Source organism: Chlamydia pecorum E58 (assembly GCF_000204135.1).
In the GTDB taxonomy this organism is placed as follows: Bacteria; Chlamydiota; Chlamydiia; order Chlamydiales; family Chlamydiaceae; genus Chlamydia; species Chlamydia pecorum.
Genome location: NC_015408.1, coordinates 295,323 through 311,375 on the forward strand (window position 1 = coordinate 295,323; position 16,053 = coordinate 311,375).

Consider the following 16,053-nt stretch of genomic DNA (forward strand, 5'->3'; position numbering starts at 1 on the left):
GCATACAAAATTTAACCTTTTATCCTAGAAAGTTTCTTTTCATGCAGGATAAAGAATCCCTAAAACATGACGATATAACGGCCCTTTACTTAAAGAAGTCAAGCAATAATAAAAAGGTAAGGACCCTTGAGTTTTTGTTTTTATAATTAATTTCCCCCGCCGTTCTTGGGTAACACGAGATTGCAAATCCGACTCCCACTGCTTGATGTCAGAAACCACAATGCCATCATTTTTGAAAAAATCCTCTACACTATAGCCTGTCCATGTTTTAAATAAAGAGTTGGCAAACACGGCCCGACGAGATTGAGGCGCATATATAAAAACCATTCCCAAGCTCTCCTCTCGCAAGCCATCAAATAATTCTCGACACTCTAAAGAATAGTTGCGTATTCCCACCTCATTATTCATATAGCGAGAAGCTGTTAAAGAAGAAGCCGCCTCTATATTTTCCGCTTTAAATACGATCTTCTTTAACTCATAAGATATTTGCGAAGGCACATCTTTAGCAATACAGGGCGTACCTGGAACATGAGCATCTGAAGTGTCTGACTCCAATTGCAAAAGATTCCGGATCTCATACATCAAATCCTGAACTTTACTCTCCAGCTTTGCAATATAGGCCTGCCGTTTATTTAAAATCGAGTGCTGCTCTATAAACGTTGCCTGGTATTCATCATTTAACGCTTGCTGATACGCTGTCATCTCAGCCAACTCTCGACTTAATTTTATGCTCTCTTCCTCTTTCTCTTTATACTCCTGCATTAAAGATTGTAATTGCAATTGCTGACGTTGCGTCTCTTCCTTTAATCTAGAAACACAAGCCTCCAAATGATGTTTTTCACCTTTTGTTTTCGAAAAAATTTCTTGAGCGTGAAATAGCTGGTTTAAAAGATTCTGATTTTGCAATTTTAGCTGTTTGGCTTCTTGTTGATGCTCCTGAAGAGAAGCGCGAATTTGACGCAAACCCTCATTGTTTTCGGTGATTTTTCGAATTTTTTCTTGAAGAAGGTGTTCTGCTGCTGTTTTTAATTGGTTTTCCCTATAACGCACTGCAAAAAACCACCCCAAAGAAGAAATGGTAGCAAAAACAAACCCGCTATAATTTTTTTGAAAATCAGAAAGAAATGGGTAAAAAATAAAGGGAGAAAGAAGAATAGCTAGAGGAAAGAAGTACGTACGACCCCTAAGATTAGTTCGGAACCACTTTTTCACTAGCAACATATAAATCAAACCTTTAGGCCAGTCAAAAAACTTTTTGTCAGAAATTTTTGAAAAAATTATGTTTTAAAGCTCAAAAAATCCTTAATTTTCTTGGAAAAACAAGCTTCTTTGGTTTTTTCTTTTTTATTAATTCCTTTTTTTTTAGAATGCCATCCAAATCTTAGATAAAATCAAAAATCGAGTATTATTCATCTCAAAATTTATATCAATTTATAGGATTTGTTTACACTGAAAATAGTGCTACTCTGGAGAGATAATGGCGCCAAAAAAGTCTAACAAAAATAAAGGTCCTCAAAAACAGCCTTCTGCAGAAAAACGTGTAAAAACTGCACAAAAGCGGAACCTTATAAATCAAAGCTTTAAGTCTAGGGTAAAAACCATTCTTAAGAAATTTGAGACCACCTTGAAAACAGAGAATTCTAATGAGATTTCGCGCAGTCTTTGCTCCGTGTATAGCATTGTAGATAAAGCTGCAAAGCGAGGCATTTTCAAGCGCAATAAAGCTGCTCGCATTAAGTCAAGAGCTATGTGCAAAATTAAAGCGTAACCCAACTTTTTTACGTTTAAGGTAATTTTATATGTCTATTTCTTTTTGTAGCTCAGCCATGAGAGCTTTGCTCCCTGGTTCTTGTCGTTCAGCTTTTAATCACATACGATCTAAGGCTTTGTCTTCTTGTAATGTTTCTAATCTTATTGGAGATGGGCTTGACTTCGCATCTAGTTGTTCTATGCTTGCTAGAAGTCAAATCGCTTTAGTGGATTCTTCTGTATCTTCTGTAAATGTAAATGCTCCACATCAATCCCTAGAAAGGCTAGAAAACGTGTGTTCTGTTGCACAAGGTGTTAACAACATGGTGGGTTGTGCAGCATTATGGACACAATGTTTCTCTGGGTCTTTATTTTACGAAACAGCTCCCGATGGTTCTTTCATTCTTACACGCCAAGCACAAAAGGGTGATGGAAATTCTCCGAACCAGGGCTTATTAGCAATGCAAATGCGATCTCCTTTAACGATTTTATCTAAAGTATGTCGTTTGGTTTCGAAAACAATAAGAGTGAATGATTTCCTACATGAAGCGCAACTGGTAGACTTAGGTCAACATGCTGCTGGCCTAGGAGGAAAAATCGGTACTGGGGCAGCCATTTTATCTTCTGGGTTCTCTCTAGTGGAAAACGGTCTAGGGGTGTACTCCTATTCTTTTGGAAAGGATAGTAAAGTTGTAGATCAAGAAGAAGGAAGAAACGGCGAAGCTAGACGGGCCCGCTTTATAGGGTTGCGTAATGCAATTTTAGAATTTTTCTGTGACTTCATTGATATAATCCGAGAAGTTTTAGGACTTCTTCGTGAAATTATTCCTTCTTTACTAGGGGAACATGCATTAGCAGTTGTTGCTATTCTTGGAGTTATAGGATCTGCGCTTAATTTTGTTGCAGACTTTATTGGCTAAGTTTTCATCAGTGCTTTAATGCTTTATCTAAACCCTGAAAGCTATACTTTCGGGGTTTTTTTATGATTTTCGTTAGTGTTTCAGCATCAGCCCAAATAGAGAGTTTACTTTTTGCTCGTGTCACAGCAGTATAGAGCAAAGAAGATTCGAAGATTTCACATCCCTTAGGCACGACAACGAGAACTTCATCGTATTCGCTTCCCTGGCTCTTATGGACGGACATGGCATAGTTATAGGTATAGTTAGAGAATGCCTGAGCATCTATAACTATCTCTTGAGAGAACATGAGCTTTTGTTGTTGAACAGAAAGAACTCCTGTATCTCCATTACATAATCCCCAAGTTTCATAACGGTTGGAAACTATAATTGGGACAGGCAAGAGGGGATTACGTTTTTGAAGTTCATGATGAATAAAACGATTTAAATTTACATATCCCCACACTCCCAAGCGCATAGGAGACAACACACACAAGCTTACCCCTCTAGATAATGCTCGTTGAAAAGCGTCTGCAAAAAGCTCTATAGCTACGGAAAAAGGAGGAAGGGGAGAGAAGGGGACCATCTGGTGTGACAAGATCGCTTGGGCAATCTCTTGGATATCTTGGGTTTTTGCTCTGTAAGAGACTTCAAGATGCATCGTGCTTTCCGGGAAAGTCTCAATTAAATCTTGTAGGGGATTCCCCGCACCAATTCCTATGGGGGGAAGCTGATTTTTATCTCCAAAAATGATCATACTCGCGGATTGTACCTTCCCACATGGGGTATAGCGCCCAGGAAGAGTTTGTACAAGACTATGAAGCAAGTGAAAATCTACCATGGAGCCCTCATCAACAATAAGAACATTCATTGTGCTGTATTGTTGATGGGCATATTCTTGTAAAAAATGATGTATCGTATGGACCGAAATGGCTGTGTCCGGTAGAGAATAGTTAGCAAGAACCTTGCGGAAATGCGCTGCAACCTTCCCTGTAGGGGAAACCACAATAATACGCATATGGGGATTCTCATTAATTAATGCTACTATCAGCTGTATGGCTAAAAACGTCTTTCCCGTCCCAGGCCCCCCACAAACTATAGAAAAACATCTTTGAGAAACTTGCTGCAATGTATGCGCTTGTGCTTGAGATAGCTCTTTAGGGAGGTGTTTTAAGCTCGGGAACATAGGTTGTGCTAAAGACACTCTGGTAAGTTTCTGAAAAAGTTTTTTGCGCGTCTCATATAGGGAGCGCAAATACAACTTTTTTTCAGCAACAACAAATAACTCCTCAGAAGAGTTTTCGGAAAACTCCTGAAACCCTTGAAAAAAAACTTGTTCAGAGAGTCCAGGAACTGAGGGCACCAAGCGATCTTCTAAAAGACAGAGGAAGGGATAGCCATGCCGCCATAAAGCTGAAGAGGCCGCTAAAAATAGCATTGCTTTTTCAGTGTTTGGAGGGGTGTGTCTACGTGCAAAAACAACATCTAAAGGGGAAACGACATGCTGTTGTAGCAAATCTTTAAGAACATCTGGGATCTTTGGGGAAGATTCTATCATAAAAGAGCTACTCTCGAGAGTATTTATAACTGAGAGAAAGATCTTTGGATAGATGTTTTTGGCACAATGCCATTGCTTTTTGCACTTTCAAATTACGAAGTTTTTCTTGAGGAGGAAGCTCTAAAAAGCAGTTCCAAGCTTCTTGGTAGCGTTGTTCTTCCATGAGGCAGAAGCCCAGCAACCGATACACCTGGGGAGAAGGAGCCACTTCAGATAACCAAGAGCAGTAAAGATAGCTTTTCTGGTACTCTCCATGTGAAAAAAGGTATTCCGCATCTTCAAGAAAATTCGCAAGATCTTCTTCTCTGATGGAAATTGGAGAAATCCCAGTTTCTTTGATAAAAATTCCCAACTTTAAAAGACGGGGAATGGCATGAAATGCCATCGCCTGCTTATATGCTTGCTTCACAAAAAGAAAGACAATGTTTTTACATTCTATATCGTAATTGGTAAATTCTAAGACGATACGTAAAAGATTTAACGCCTTCTCGTCTTTTCCCCCTCCTTCCCAAAGCTCCTTAGCCCCTTCTACAAGGTGGTGTACCAATTGTTGCCTACCAATATCATAGGACTGGATTTCCTCCCACAAACCTAAATAATCTCTAAGTTTTGTATGATATTTATCATCCTGTAAAAGGATGTCTTGTAGCGCAGCTAAGGATAAAGAGAGCTTTTTGCTTATAGAAATATTCGGCTCTAGAACTTGTAGTAATTTCAAGCTCTGTTTTGCTTCAAGATTTTGTGTGCTCTTGACTTTTTCTGAAAGCACAGCCCCTAAAGAGCCTACAAGAGCTTGCCTTAGGCAATTTAAACCTGAAGAAGAGGCCAACTCCTCACAAAACCATACCGCATCTTCTAGGTTTGTATTGATATTTCCTAGCAAGGCTTCTACTACTATCTGGTTCTGTGGCTGGGAATAGTGATGTTGCCACAACTCTAAAATCTGCATAGAGGAGGCTCTTCGCTGCTTTGGAAGTATAAATAAATGCTCGACAACAGTAGAAATAAACTCTTGCTCAGGAAGTAATTGAGCATAGGGGCAGAGTTCCAGGATATGGATTTTCTTCAAATAGAATGAAATCATATCGTAGTAATCTGGATAAACACTTTCTGACTCTAAGGAAATTAGCTCCAAAAAATAACTCCGACTTAACAACAACATTGTGTAGTCGTAAGCCTTTGTATTCCATTCATGTTCTCGTTTTAATAGAGCTTTTACAATCTGGTTGAGAATCTCTCGTCCCTCACAAAACCTTCCGGTTTCTATTAAGGAGTGCGCCTCAAGATGATCGAAAAAAAAATCTGCAAATAACACCTGAAAATTTGTATTCAACCAAAAAGAAGAGTTTTCAGCTTGATTTTCCTTCCAGCAAGATAAAAGCTCAGGAACCTTACTGTAGTCTTTTTTTTGGTACGCATATAAAGCTTGGACAAGAGGAAGGTAAATAGATCGTGGTTCACTTTTTTCAAAAAGGCTTAATCGCGCTTCCATCTCATCTAAAGCGTTCAAAAAAAATGCGTTTATGATTTTCCCGCACATTACCTCTTCTTTAAACAAAGCGTTGTCTTCTATCTCATCAGCAACTCGAGAGAACGCTTTTTCTGCAAGGTCAAACTTTAGTTGCTTTTGCAAAGAAAAGCCCTGAGAGCACTGGACGTACAGATGTTGTTGCGAAGAAGGAAGATTCTGACAAAAGGCAGAAATTTCTTCATATTGGTCTCGCGATAGCGCTTGGGACTTCCAAATTCCAGATGAGCTAGAACACCTCGATGAACAACATAAATAATACAACCCGCTTCCGGAAAAAAAACATGCAAGGAAAAAAGCACAAAATAGAAAGTAGCGAAACATGAAGCCCTGAGGACTCTTAAAAAGAGACATTATAAATTAGGATCGAATACAACAAATTCAAGTTAAATTATATATAGAGATGAGTTTATGTAAAAATTTTTAAGCTTCTAAAAAAGAATTTTTTTTAAAGGATCTTTGAAAAATAATTTACTTTGTATTACGTAAAATTGTTGAGATCTATTTATAACTTCACCTGTTTATGAATAAAACTATCCTCTTAGTTACTAAAGATCATAGCTTGTCTCTTGAATTGAAGAATTTATGCTCTTACGACTCTCCATACCATCTTGTTATCTCCCCATCTTTTTCTATGGAGACGTCTGCCTCTGTGATTTTCTGTGAGTATCTCCTGCTTCCTGAAACCATATTTTCTCATAAATTCTCCTCCCAATCAGATCTTATTGTTTTGTTTGATCTCTTTTCAGAAGAGAGCGTAGTTGAAGTTTTGGATAAAGGAGCAACAGGATATTTATTACGTCCTTTGACAGCTAAAGTTATGGATGCGGTCATTCGTGCCTTTTTACGTCATAATTCTTCTACGCATCCCGTAGTTCCTGAAACTTTGCATTTTGGAGATCGTACATTTCATGTGCTAAGCTTAACAATAGAATCTCCTGAAGGGAAAACACACTTAACTCCTTCAGAAGCAGGAATTCTTAAAAGGCTTTTAATGAACCAAGGGCAGCTGTGCCTGAGAAAGCACCTTTTAGAAGAAATCAAAGGAAATATAAAAGAAATTACCCCAAGAAACGTTGACGTCCATATTGCATCTTTAAGGAAAAAACTCGGCCCTTATGGCTCGAAAATCTCCACAATTCGCGGAATCGGGTATCTCTTTGCTACAGAAGACTCTCAAGAATTTCTTTCATAAACTTTCTCTTTCTCTCTTGTAAGTAAATCTTTCCATACAGAGAATGTTATTTCGTTTTTGCTATCTAAATCCAGGATATATCGTATGAACTGCCTGGCTTCTTCTTTTTTTTCCCCCGAAGATTTTCTTTTTCCTGAGCTCATCTCCAAGTCTATCTACACTTGGGAGATTTTATCTTTAATGGAAGAGTTTCTAACTACGTATTGCTTTTCTGGAATTCATGGGACTGTAGAGCCCGGAGTATTTTTAAAAAATGAAAGTCAAATAGAAATTGCAGAAAATGCATATGTAGAATCTGGGGCATATCTTATAGGTCCCTGCATTATTGGTCCCTATACCCAGATCCGTCATGGAGCTTACCTACGTGGGGGAGTCATTACCAGCAATCATTGTATTTTAGGACACTGTACAGAAGCAAAAAATGTGTACCTTGGAAACCATGCTAAAGCTGCACATTTTGCCTATTTAGGAGATTCTGTTCTCGGTGCAGGAGTAAATCTTGGTGCAGGAGTGCGTTGTGCAAACTTCCGTCTAGATGGGAAAAATATCACAGTACGTTCAGAATCCCTAAAAATAGATACTCAACGTCGTAAGCTTGGGGGCTTTTTGGGAAAAAATGCTTCTGTAGGATGTAACACAGTGATTAATCCTGGGCACCATATTCCAGCTTACAGTATGATTGGTCCAGGAAAAACAATATAACCCCCATATGGAAGTTTTTGAAATTTTTGATACCTATCGTCCTGCGATAGAAGCTGCGATAGAAGAATCCTTAGATGAGTTTGGAGAATCCGAGAAGACAATCCGCGCTCCTGTAGAGTATGCTCTAAAAACTGGCGGGAAGCGAATTCGCCCTCTTCTTGTATGCATGCTGGCACATGGAATTGGAAAACATTGCGATGTGATGGACTCTGCTTTAGCTGTAGAGTTCGCTCATACCTCCACGCTGATCGCGGATGATTTGCCTTGTATGGACAATGATGATGAACGCCGGGGTAGACCTACTGTTCATAAAGTATTTGGTGAAGCTCTGGCATTATTAGCATCATATGCTCTCATTCCTGCAGCATATTCTCATTTTCACAAGAATGCGAAAAAACTCAAGAAACAGGGCTATAACCCTCAGGCTATAGATGTCGCCTATGATATTATTCTAGAGGTTACAAACAGAAATATCGGATGTGCTGGAGTTTTAGGTGGGCAATACGACGACATGTTTTTTTCCAATAAGGGAAGAGAACACGTTCAATCGATCATGGTAAAAAAAACTGGGGCTTTATTTGAAATCGCGAGTGTTTCCGGATGGTTATTTGGTGGGGGAAGTCCGAATCTCTTGCCTCAAATTATAGAATTCTCGCGCCATTTTGGCCTGCTTTTTCAAATCAAAGACGACTTTCTTGATTATGAAAAAGACCGCGAACACATCGGCCTGAACTATATCGTACTTTTTGGGGAAAACGAAGCGCTAAAACTGCTGGAAACCTCTGCAAATACATGCCTCAGCATCCTAGAGACTCTCTCCAAATACGACCTTAAAGATCACTCAGAACTTGAAGCTCTTATTAACTTTATGCGCGTACGCTTTAATTAAAAGCTCTTTCTGGGTGAGAGGATTTGAACCTCCGCCCCCTTGCACCCCATGCAAGTGCGCTACCAGTCTGCGCTACACCCAGATAAAACTTGTCGTTATAAGCAGGTGATCCCTTCAAATTGAAATTCGCATTTTTGAAATTCTGAGACTCCAATTTGAGCACATTTTTCTATGATGACCTCTAAAGAATCTCCAGAAGAAACATCTGCAGAGTCTATATCTACAGCTATAGAAGCCGTAAACGATGCTCCGCCTCGCTCTCCTTTTACTTTAAAATTTACAAAAATCCCCTGCTTCGTTTTGGAAATGTTCCTAAATCTCACTAAGTTGTTATCAATAAGACTTTTCATTTTCCACCTGAAAAGAAATAAAAATAACAGCAGAGAGGAGTTCCTGTAAACGCAAAGATTCTCTTTAAAACCTATGTAGCTAATTGCTGGCGCATTTCTTGCTTTAACCTACCCAAATCTACATCAGTCTCATCAACAAATTTAAAGAAGACTTCGTATAGAGGTTCAAACTTTATCACCTCTTTTGCCATATTGATTGCGACGAATCTATAGTTGCGGTGTCCCTGAGGCTGTGAGCGAAGCTCACAGAGCCATTGAAGAGCGCGACCATTGATATGGAAAAACCAACGAATATTATACGCCATAGGAACCACATATTGCGCCTCTTCGGGGAACTCTTGAGAAATCTCACAATATGCATCATAGGCTTTTTCCATGGCTTCTCGAAACGTTGACTCCATGGGAGTATCTAGAAGTTCCTCAGGAAGATCGTAGCCATAATGAGTAGTAAGAAGCTGTCTTTCCTGTGTGAGAATACGGTGGCGTTGTAAATCTCGATAGATGCCAAAGTCCGCAACAATATCAAAACCAAACTCTGCACACTCTAATCCCCTTGGGGACTTGTGTCTACGGTGCTCTCTTCCTAAACTTCCAGCCTCTAGTACTCTTATAAGATCTTCTGCTGGCATTTTCTTGCATTTATGAATCAACGTAGACAGTGGTTGATTGGTGTAGGGAAATAAAAACCCTGCAGCAACTTTGTAAATCCCATCAGGGTCTCCATATACCAACTTGACATCCAGGGGTCTTGGTTCTGGCTGTTCTTCCAACTGATCCTCGAAAGTGATCCCTTGGGCTAAACTTTTTAGTTGATTTCTAACGTTCTGACAGAATTGTACCATAGATTGATGGTGAGGATGGTGAGATTCGGATCGAGAAACGAAAGAGGGAATAACTTTCATAAGTTCTGTTAATGTATTTTCTCCTATCTGTCGTATCTCAGCTAGGTTATGCCCCTGAAGTTTATGTAGAAGCGTCTGCCAAAATCTTCCGTTTCCATAAAGCCCCATATTTGTCAAAGTAGAAGCAGGAAGAATGCCTCGGATGCAATCCAAAACTTTTGCGCGTAGAGTCGTAGCATATACTGCTTCTGGAACTCCATGAGCTCGAGGAAACAGCTTTTCAAAATATGCTCGCACTTTAGAAATAAGAGCAGAATACGTTTCGAATAGAAAATCACAGGTGTCCAAATACAGGTCTTTAAAGGCTGAGGTCATCAAAATTGGGTCTCGGTAATATAAATACTCTCCATGAACCTTTTGATCAAAATACACGTATCTTGTGGACTTTTCTAAGGGGGATCCTCCTATACGAGCATCTTCGATAATTTTAGCAGCCAAAACTGAAACATTCTCTATGGCAACATGGGCTCCTCCTAACTCTCCAACAGAGTCATCTCCATAACCATCTAAAACCCTTTGATAAAAATCTGCTGCTCCCTGTACTCCCTGATCAAAGATTTCAGGATTCACCCCTTCACCATCTTGGCTATTAAGAAACTCTTTTACCAACAAAGAGCGTAAACTTAAAAGAGACCGAGAATATTTGGAGAATAGGGCACCCTTAACCACTTCAGGAAGATTCTTCAAGGCAAAAATATCAGAATCTAAACTTGTAACGTAATTCGATAAACACTCTTTTTGTTTACAAGAAAGTTGATGATCTCTGGACATGGGAAACCTAGAAAATTAAAAAATTTTGCCACACCACCAAGAAAAACAGAACTACTTTTGGCTAAAAAATCTGTTTAAAAAAGGTTGATCTTGTGTTTGTAAACATGCAATATTTTCTGTTTTTAACAAAGTAAACACGTTTTCGACAGAGTTTTAAACATAAAAACCCCACGTTTTTCTCTCGAAAACCTCCAGTTTTAAACAATTTCCACCACCCCTAAAGAAGAAGAGAATTATATAAATATAGCTATCTCTTTATTCTTGGAATGTGGAAAGCGTTGAAAGTATAAATTATGCGCATTTTAGATCTCCCCCGAAGACCCAGAAGAAACAGGAAAACCGCAGCAATACGAGAGCTTGTAGCTGAAACTGCTCTTTTGCCTCAGGATTTTATTTGTCCATTTTTCATTAAGGATGGAAACAATGTTCAGGAAGAAGTTCCCAGTTTGCCTGGAGTATATCGATGGAGCATTGATCTCCTTTTAAAAGAAATAGAAAGGCTTTGTAGATATGGTCTTAGAGCTGTGATGCTGTTTCCTGTAGTTCCTAGCGAGCTTAAGGATGCCTACGGTTCTTATTCTTCAAATCCTAAAAATATTTTGTGTCGTGGGATCAGCCAGGTTAAAAAAAGGTTCCCAGATCTTTGTGTAATTAGTGATATCGCTTTAGATCCATATACTACTCATGGACATGATGGTATACTCTCGTCAGAGGGAGAGATCCTTAATGACGAGAGTGTGCATATTTTGGGAAATATTGCTACTTTGCATGCAGAGATGGGAGCGGATATAGTGGCTCCTAGCGATATGATGGACGGAAGAATTGCCTACATTCGCTCTAAGTTAGATCAAGTGGGATTTGTGCAGACCTTAATTCTTTCGTATAGTGTGAAGTATGCTTCTTCTTTATATCATCCTTTTCGAGATGCGCTGTCTTCTCATGCTCAGGGAGATAAACAGAGCTATCAGATGAACCCCAAAAATGTTTTAGAGGCTTTGTTAGAGAGCTCTTTAGACGAGAAGGAAGGTGCAGATATGTTAATGGTAAAGCCTGCAGGGCTTTATTTAGATGTGCTCTTTCGTGTGAGAAGTCAGTCAAAGCTTCCTATAGTTGCTTATCAAGTCAGTGGAGAATACGCCATGATTTTAGCCGCATCACATAGGGGGTGGGTGCAAAAAGATGCGGTTCTTATGGAGGCTTTAGTTGGCATCAAACGCGCGGGCGCGGACATGATTGTTAGCTATGCTACACCCAAGGTTTTAAAGCATCTTTATGAAGAACGAGAGTTCTTCAGAGAACCTCATGTTGAGAAAAGATCCCAGATTCTTTAGCGTAAGTTGTAAGCGCTTCTTTAACAATAGAAAACATTTCGGTTTTGGACGGGTCTATAAGTGTGGGAAGAGCAAAATCTTCTGGGCAGATCTCCAAAAACCCGAGTTCACATGCAAGGTCAAAGTTTTTTGTGATGAGTGCTTTGATTAGAGGAACCACGGGAATGCGCATAGGCATGACGGAGTTGTAGATTTCCGTATCTATAATTGGGCGAGTTTCTCCATGAAGGCTGGTATTGGGGTTTATGAAGGCGCGTTTTCTTTTGAAGAATCCTGAAAGGTAAGTTCTTGTAAAAGTAATTTTATGCAAACCCAGCCTTAAAAAGCTAAAGGGGAGTCTTTGCGTTGGGTTGTTTAGTACTGCTATAGTGTGATCCCTGGCTCCTAGATGGGGATGATCTTCCTGACATAGCCTTCCTGTTAGAGGATCTCCAGAAATTAAAGAGGAGTTTTTCTCTATATTGTTAGAGCTAAATAGACTAGAGAAAGAAGAGCCTTTTGTTGTGATGACATGTTTGCGGAACTCTGGAGTAAGTCCTGTTCCTGCTAGAGCGAGGATTTGTTCTCTTTGGACACACCCCTTAAGGAAGAAATGGCCAATAGATAAGACCTCCGAGAAGGAAATAGTAAATACAAGATCTTTTTCATGAATGATGGGAGCAATGTTTTGGATGTGTACCGATGGAGATCCTGAAGGGAAGGGACCTGTGATCGTGTGTAGATGAGCGAAAGGGGTTAAATCATGAGTGGGAAGTGGCGTGTGGTCTCTAAAAACAATATGGGGGTGTAAGCCGAAGAGTTTGGCAATTGCGCGCACTCCAGTGGTAAAGGTAAAGAATCCTATTTCTTTAGAAGGGAATATTTTTAGGTGTTTTTCTGGAGTGGGAACAAAGGGACGGTTATCTGCGAGATTAATGAACACATCTCGAGGGGTTTGTGTGGGGAGCGCTGGGATATCTAAAGGGCGCTGCTTAAATAGAGCAAACAATCCTTCTCGTTTAAAGAGATCTAAAAGTTCTCTTTGAGAAAGGGCATATAGATCATAAGAAGGAGCATCTTTTTGGGGATCAGACTGTGGTTTTGTTGGCTTTATTAAAACATCTAGAAGTACTCGCTTTTCCCCTCGTCTAATTTCTGTGACTGTGCCTTCAATATGAGAGGTGATACATGTTCCTGGGAAGTTTTTATACTCTGCTATTGGTGTTCCAGGGAGAACTTCATCTCCAGGATGAACCATAACTTTTAGGGGCAGGGCCTCATAGGGACGGAGATCTACACTTACAGAATCTGGGAGGATTTTGCTATAAACCCCAGATTCTTTAGGAGATCCCTGTAAAGATAAGTCTAATCCCTGAGATATAACTATTTTCATACCTCGGGATTATAGGCGTTTTTATAAGGGAATCCAGTTTTTTTTCTTATTTTTTTTCTTAGGTGTGGTTTTTGTTTTTTTTGTTTCTTTAGGAGCTTCTGGTTTTAAGTCTTGAGTGACCTCCTTAATTAGGGCTTCTGTTTCTTTTTTATATTCATTACAGGAGGCGCGGATGTTTTCTAGAGCCAACCACTCTTCAGGAGAAAAGTTGTCGGGGTTATTAGCAAATACTTCCATTTGTTCTCGAGTCATTCCTGTTTGATTAAGAATGTCTTGAGCTCTTTTGTCTAGCTCTTGGATCTTTTCTTGAGTTTTTTGAAGGAGGTACTCGTAATTTTCTTGGGAATCTAGAGTTAATGCAGAGCCAAAGGAGGGATCGAAGTCTATTTTATAGATGGTTAGGATTTGTTTTATAGAATCTATTATTTTTTGTGCTGATTTACTATTCATAACAATTCTCACGACTTTTTTTTATTATAAAATAACTTTTATTATTTTTGTGTGAGATGTTGCTCTTTTTTATAGTTCAGCGTATATTTTCCGGTTAAAAATGGGAGACGTTGTGGACTATTTAGAAAAGTTGCAAGTCTTTATTGAAGAGGAGCAGCCTTCGAACTTTTTCAGCCTTTGGGAAGAGTATTGTTTTAATGATATTGTAAAAGGTGATGAGCTTGTTCAGATTCTACAAAAAGTCAAAAACTCTTTTTTAGCTCCTTTGTTTGGGAAAATCGCAGATACGGTGCTTCCCTTGTGGGAGAAGATCCCAGAAGGGGAAGAGAAAGACAGGGTTCTTCAGTTAATCTTAGATTTGCAAACTTCAAATAGTCGGGAGTTCTATGACAGTGCTTTGGAGTATGTAAACAAAAAGTACTTAAACCATAAGAACTTCAATGAAGCTCTTTGGGTTGTAGGTTTGCGTGATGGAAGAGATTTCCAATATAGCCTGAGTCGTTTTGAGTTTCTAATGCATCTGCGAGAAGGTAATTTTGTCTTTCATCATGGAGGCTGGGGTGTTGGAGAGGTTATGGGAGTTTCTTTCCTCCAACAGAAGATCTTGGTAGAGTTCGAGGGAGTAATGATGGCTAAGGACATTTCTTTCGAAACTGCCTTTAAAACGTTACGACCTTTAAGTAAAGAGCACTTCTTATCTCGAAGGTTTGGAGATCCTGATAAGTTTGAGGAGTACGCTAAAGAACATCCCGTAGAGGTGATAGAAATTTTGCTGAGGGATTTGGGCCCAAAAACCGCCAAAGAGATAAAGGATGAGCTTGTGGATTTGGTGATTCCTGAGGCTGAGTGGGGGCGTTGGTGGCAGTCTGCGAAAGCAAAGATAAAAAAAGACATCCGTATTACATCTCCGGATTCTGCGAAAGATCCGTATATATGTTCCCCTTTGGGAGATTCTCATTTGTCTCAGTTAACGCGTAAGTATGGGCTCGCCCATGATAATAATGAAAGAATCGCCCTGCTATACCAGTTTGTTCGAGATTTGCATAGTGAGTTAAAAAAGGCACCGACCAGAGAAGCATTAATCAAAATGTTAAAAGAGCTTCCTGTAGGGGAAGATAAGGCTATGGAGATCCAGAGGGATTTATTGCTCTCTGAGTATTTGGGGGAAAAAGGTTTTGTTCTTAATGGTCAATATGTGGCGTCTTTATCGGAAGATGAGGTGGCGCGTTTCTTAGACAAGATTCCCATTGTTGCTTTGCAAAAATCTTTCTTATCTTTGGTGAAGAAGTTTTCCCCTGAGTGGAAAGCGATCTTCTTGCAGATTTTTTTGCACACCTCCTCGCCAATACTTCGGGAGTCTGTATATAAGGCTTTAAGGGGAGATGAGGGGAGTCTCGAGGTTCTTAAACAGAAAATATTGGAATGTGTGCATCAGCCTATGATGTTCCCTGGAGCTTTCTCATGGTTTTTCATGAAGTTTGGAGCTCATGAAGATGGGATTTTTGATCCTCGAGATAAAGAGATGCAGAGGATGTTTTTAGAGGCTACTTTGACCTTTATGTATCAAGTGGCATCGACACCTTATAAGGAATTGGGGAAAAAGCTTTATAACTTTTTAGTAGGACAGCGTTTCCTTGTAATTCGTGAGATGATTGAAAATGCTTCAGAAGCTTTTTTGAAGGAGTTTCTTTTGCTTTCAACGAAAATCCCTCAGTTTTCTTCTGGGGATTTGAGTATTCTTCAGGGGCTTGCTGAGGTGGTTCAGCCTTCATTAAAAAGAGGAAGAAGCGCGTTAGAGGAAGAAGATGTCTTTTGGGTGACGTCGCAGAGTTTCTCTCGCATGAAGGAGAAGCTACAATCTCTTGTTGGGAAGGAGATGGTGGATAATGCTAGGGAAATCGAAGATGCTCGAGCTCTTGGGGACTTGAGAGAGAATTCGGAATATAAGTTTGCTTTGGAAAGAAGGGCGCGCCTACAGGAGGAAATCCGGGTGCTTTCAGAAGAGATAAATAAAGCGAAAATTCTGACGAAAGCAGATGTACATACGCATAAGGTGGGGGTTGGTTGTAGGGTGACTTTAGAGGATGCTCAAGGGAGTATAGAGTATACGTTACTAGGTTCCTGGGATGCAGATTCTGAAAAGAACATTCTTTCATTACAATCTAAGCTTGCACAAATGTTGTTAGGGAAAAACATAGATGAAAGAGTACAGCTTCAGGGCAGGGAATATAGGATTGCAAAGATAGTGTCTATCTTTGATGAATAGATGGAGTATAGCGGGGTCGAACCGCTGACCTCAACAATGCCATTGTTGCGCTCTACCGACTGAGCTAATACCCCGAAGAGGAGAAAAATTACCA

At 39.7% G+C, this 16,053-nt stretch carries 14 protein-coding genes and 2 tRNA genes; 7 read left to right on the plus strand and 9 right to left on the minus strand.

All coding sequences use genetic code 11. The features are described from left to right. Positions 1-39: 39 nt before the first annotated feature. Positions 40-1,221 (minus strand): hypothetical protein, encoded by a 1,182-nt coding sequence (locus G5S_RS01290; protein WP_041467003.1) that lies wholly within the window; start codon positions 1,219-1,221, stop codon positions 40-42. A gap of 256 nt (positions 1,222-1,477) precedes the next feature. Here G5S_RS01290 and rpsT point away from each other — a divergent pair, with 256 nt between their 5' ends. Next, positions 1,478-1,768 (plus strand): 30S ribosomal protein S20, encoded by a 291-nt coding sequence (gene rpsT / locus G5S_RS01295; RefSeq protein ID WP_013712373.1) that lies wholly within the window; start codon positions 1,478-1,480, stop codon positions 1,766-1,768. A gap of 31 nt (positions 1,769-1,799) precedes the next feature. After that, positions 1,800-2,669 (plus strand): hypothetical protein, encoded by an 870-nt coding sequence (locus G5S_RS01300; protein WP_013712374.1) that lies wholly within the window; start codon positions 1,800-1,802, stop codon positions 2,667-2,669. 7 nt (positions 2,670-2,676) lie between these two features. Here G5S_RS01300 and recD read toward each other — a convergent pair whose 3' ends face one another. After that, on the minus strand, positions 2,677-4,203 hold the full coding sequence (gene recD, locus G5S_RS01305; RefSeq protein WP_013712375.1) for an exodeoxyribonuclease V subunit alpha: 1,527 nt from the start codon (positions 4,201-4,203) through the stop codon (positions 2,677-2,679). A gap of 7 nt (positions 4,204-4,210) precedes the next feature. Then, the gene (locus G5S_RS01310) at positions 4,211-6,055 is read right to left on the minus strand and encodes a DUF1347 family protein (RefSeq protein ID WP_013712376.1); all 1,845 of its coding nucleotides are present in this window, start codon (positions 6,053-6,055) and stop codon (positions 4,211-4,213) included. A gap of 199 nt (positions 6,056-6,254) precedes the next feature. On the opposite strand from G5S_RS01310, the gene G5S_RS01315 reads away from it, so the two are divergent. From G5S_RS01315 to G5S_RS01325, 3 genes are all read left to right on the plus strand, one after another. Continuing rightward, entirely contained in the window at positions 6,255-6,926 is a 672-nt protein-coding gene (locus G5S_RS01315; RefSeq protein ID WP_013712377.1) for a winged helix-turn-helix transcriptional regulator, read from the plus strand. An 84-nt stretch (positions 6,927-7,010) separates the two neighbouring features. Then, entirely contained in the window at positions 7,011-7,628 is a 618-nt protein-coding gene (locus G5S_RS01320) for an LbetaH domain-containing protein (RefSeq protein ID WP_041467004.1), read from the plus strand. Between the two features lie 7 nt (positions 7,629-7,635). Continuing rightward, positions 7,636-8,517: a polyprenyl synthetase family protein gene (locus tag G5S_RS01325; RefSeq protein ID WP_013712380.1), complete on the plus strand. Its 882-nt coding sequence runs from the start codon at positions 7,636-7,638 to the stop codon at positions 8,515-8,517. A gap of 8 nt (positions 8,518-8,525) precedes the next feature. Here G5S_RS01325 and G5S_RS01330 read toward each other — a convergent pair. The 3 genes from G5S_RS01330 to G5S_RS01340 all read right to left on the minus strand — a co-directional run bounded on the left by G5S_RS01330 (position 8,526) and on the right by G5S_RS01340 (position 10,540). After that, positions 8,526-8,599 (minus strand) — tRNA-Pro (locus G5S_RS01330). A 13-nt stretch (positions 8,600-8,612) separates the two neighbouring features. After that, complete coding sequence (locus G5S_RS01335) at positions 8,613-8,867, minus strand: hypothetical protein (protein WP_013712381.1); 255 nt, start codon at positions 8,865-8,867, stop codon at positions 8,613-8,615. A gap of 71 nt (positions 8,868-8,938) precedes the next feature. Beyond that, positions 8,939-10,540: an FAD-dependent thymidylate synthase gene (locus tag G5S_RS01340; RefSeq protein ID WP_013712382.1), complete on the minus strand. Its 1,602-nt coding sequence runs from the start codon at positions 10,538-10,540 to the stop codon at positions 8,939-8,941. 293 nt (positions 10,541-10,833) lie between these two features. On the opposite strand from G5S_RS01340, the gene hemB reads away from it, so the two are divergent. Further along, the gene (gene hemB / locus G5S_RS01345; protein WP_013712384.1) at positions 10,834-11,871 is read left to right on the plus strand and encodes a porphobilinogen synthase; all 1,038 of its coding nucleotides are present in this window, start codon (positions 10,834-10,836) and stop codon (positions 11,869-11,871) included. On the opposite strand, the gene nqrA is transcribed toward hemB, so the two are convergent. Together nqrA and G5S_RS01355 are read right to left on the minus strand one after the other, a co-directional pair. Beyond that, positions 11,831-13,243: an NADH:ubiquinone reductase (Na(+)-transporting) subunit A gene (nqrA, locus tag G5S_RS01350; protein ID WP_013712385.1), complete on the minus strand. Its 1,413-nt coding sequence runs from the start codon at positions 13,241-13,243 to the stop codon at positions 11,831-11,833. The genes hemB and nqrA overlap by 41 nt on opposite strands. 21 nt (positions 13,244-13,264) lie before the next feature. Further along, a complete protein-coding gene (locus G5S_RS01355; protein WP_013712386.1) occupies positions 13,265-13,693 on the minus strand; it encodes a hypothetical protein in 429 nt (142 codons plus the stop codon). A 112-nt stretch (positions 13,694-13,805) separates the two neighbouring features. Between G5S_RS01355 and G5S_RS01360 the strand changes: the two genes are divergently transcribed. Continuing rightward, entirely contained in the window at positions 13,806-15,959 is a 2,154-nt protein-coding gene (locus G5S_RS01360; protein WP_024010775.1) for a GreA/GreB family elongation factor, read from the plus strand. Position 15,960: 1 nt separating this feature from the next. Here G5S_RS01360 and G5S_RS01365 read toward each other — a convergent pair. Beyond that, positions 15,961-16,033, minus strand: a tRNA-Ala gene (locus G5S_RS01365). Between the last annotated feature and the right edge of the window lie 20 nt (positions 16,034-16,053).

What these genes read in the sequence shown, in the direction of transcription:
- G5S_RS01290 (WP_041467003.1), bottom strand. Translation starts at nt 1,221, where the DNA reads ATGTTGCTAGTGAAAAAGTGGTTCCGAACTAATCTTAGGGGTCGTACG.
- rpsT (WP_013712373.1), top strand. Translation starts at nt 1,478, where the DNA reads ATGGCGCCAAAAAAGTCTAACAAAAATAAAGGTCCTCAAAAACAGCCT.
- G5S_RS01300 (WP_013712374.1), top strand. Translation starts at nt 1,800, where the DNA reads ATGTCTATTTCTTTTTGTAGCTCAGCCATGAGAGCTTTGCTCCCTGGT.
- recD (WP_013712375.1), bottom strand. Translation starts at nt 4,203, where the DNA reads ATGATAGAATCTTCCCCAAAGATCCCAGATGTTCTTAAAGATTTGCTA.
- G5S_RS01310 (WP_013712376.1), bottom strand. Translation starts at nt 6,055, where the DNA reads ATGTTTCGCTACTTTCTATTTTGTGCTTTTTTCCTTGCATGTTTTTTT.
- G5S_RS01315 (WP_013712377.1), top strand. Translation starts at nt 6,255, where the DNA reads ATGAATAAAACTATCCTCTTAGTTACTAAAGATCATAGCTTGTCTCTT.
- G5S_RS01320 (WP_041467004.1), top strand. Translation starts at nt 7,011, where the DNA reads ATGAACTGCCTGGCTTCTTCTTTTTTTTCCCCCGAAGATTTTCTTTTT.
- G5S_RS01325 (WP_013712380.1), top strand. Translation starts at nt 7,636, where the DNA reads ATGGAAGTTTTTGAAATTTTTGATACCTATCGTCCTGCGATAGAAGCT.
- G5S_RS01335 (WP_013712381.1), bottom strand. Translation starts at nt 8,867, where the DNA reads ATGAAAAGTCTTATTGATAACAACTTAGTGAGATTTAGGAACATTTCC.
- G5S_RS01340 (WP_013712382.1), bottom strand. Translation starts at nt 10,540, where the DNA reads ATGTCCAGAGATCATCAACTTTCTTGTAAACAAAAAGAGTGTTTATCG.
- hemB (WP_013712384.1), top strand. Translation starts at nt 10,834, where the DNA reads ATGCGCATTTTAGATCTCCCCCGAAGACCCAGAAGAAACAGGAAAACC.
- nqrA (WP_013712385.1), bottom strand. Translation starts at nt 13,243, where the DNA reads ATGAAAATAGTTATATCTCAGGGATTAGACTTATCTTTACAGGGATCT.
- G5S_RS01355 (WP_013712386.1), bottom strand. Translation starts at nt 13,693, where the DNA reads ATGAATAGTAAATCAGCACAAAAAATAATAGATTCTATAAAACAAATC.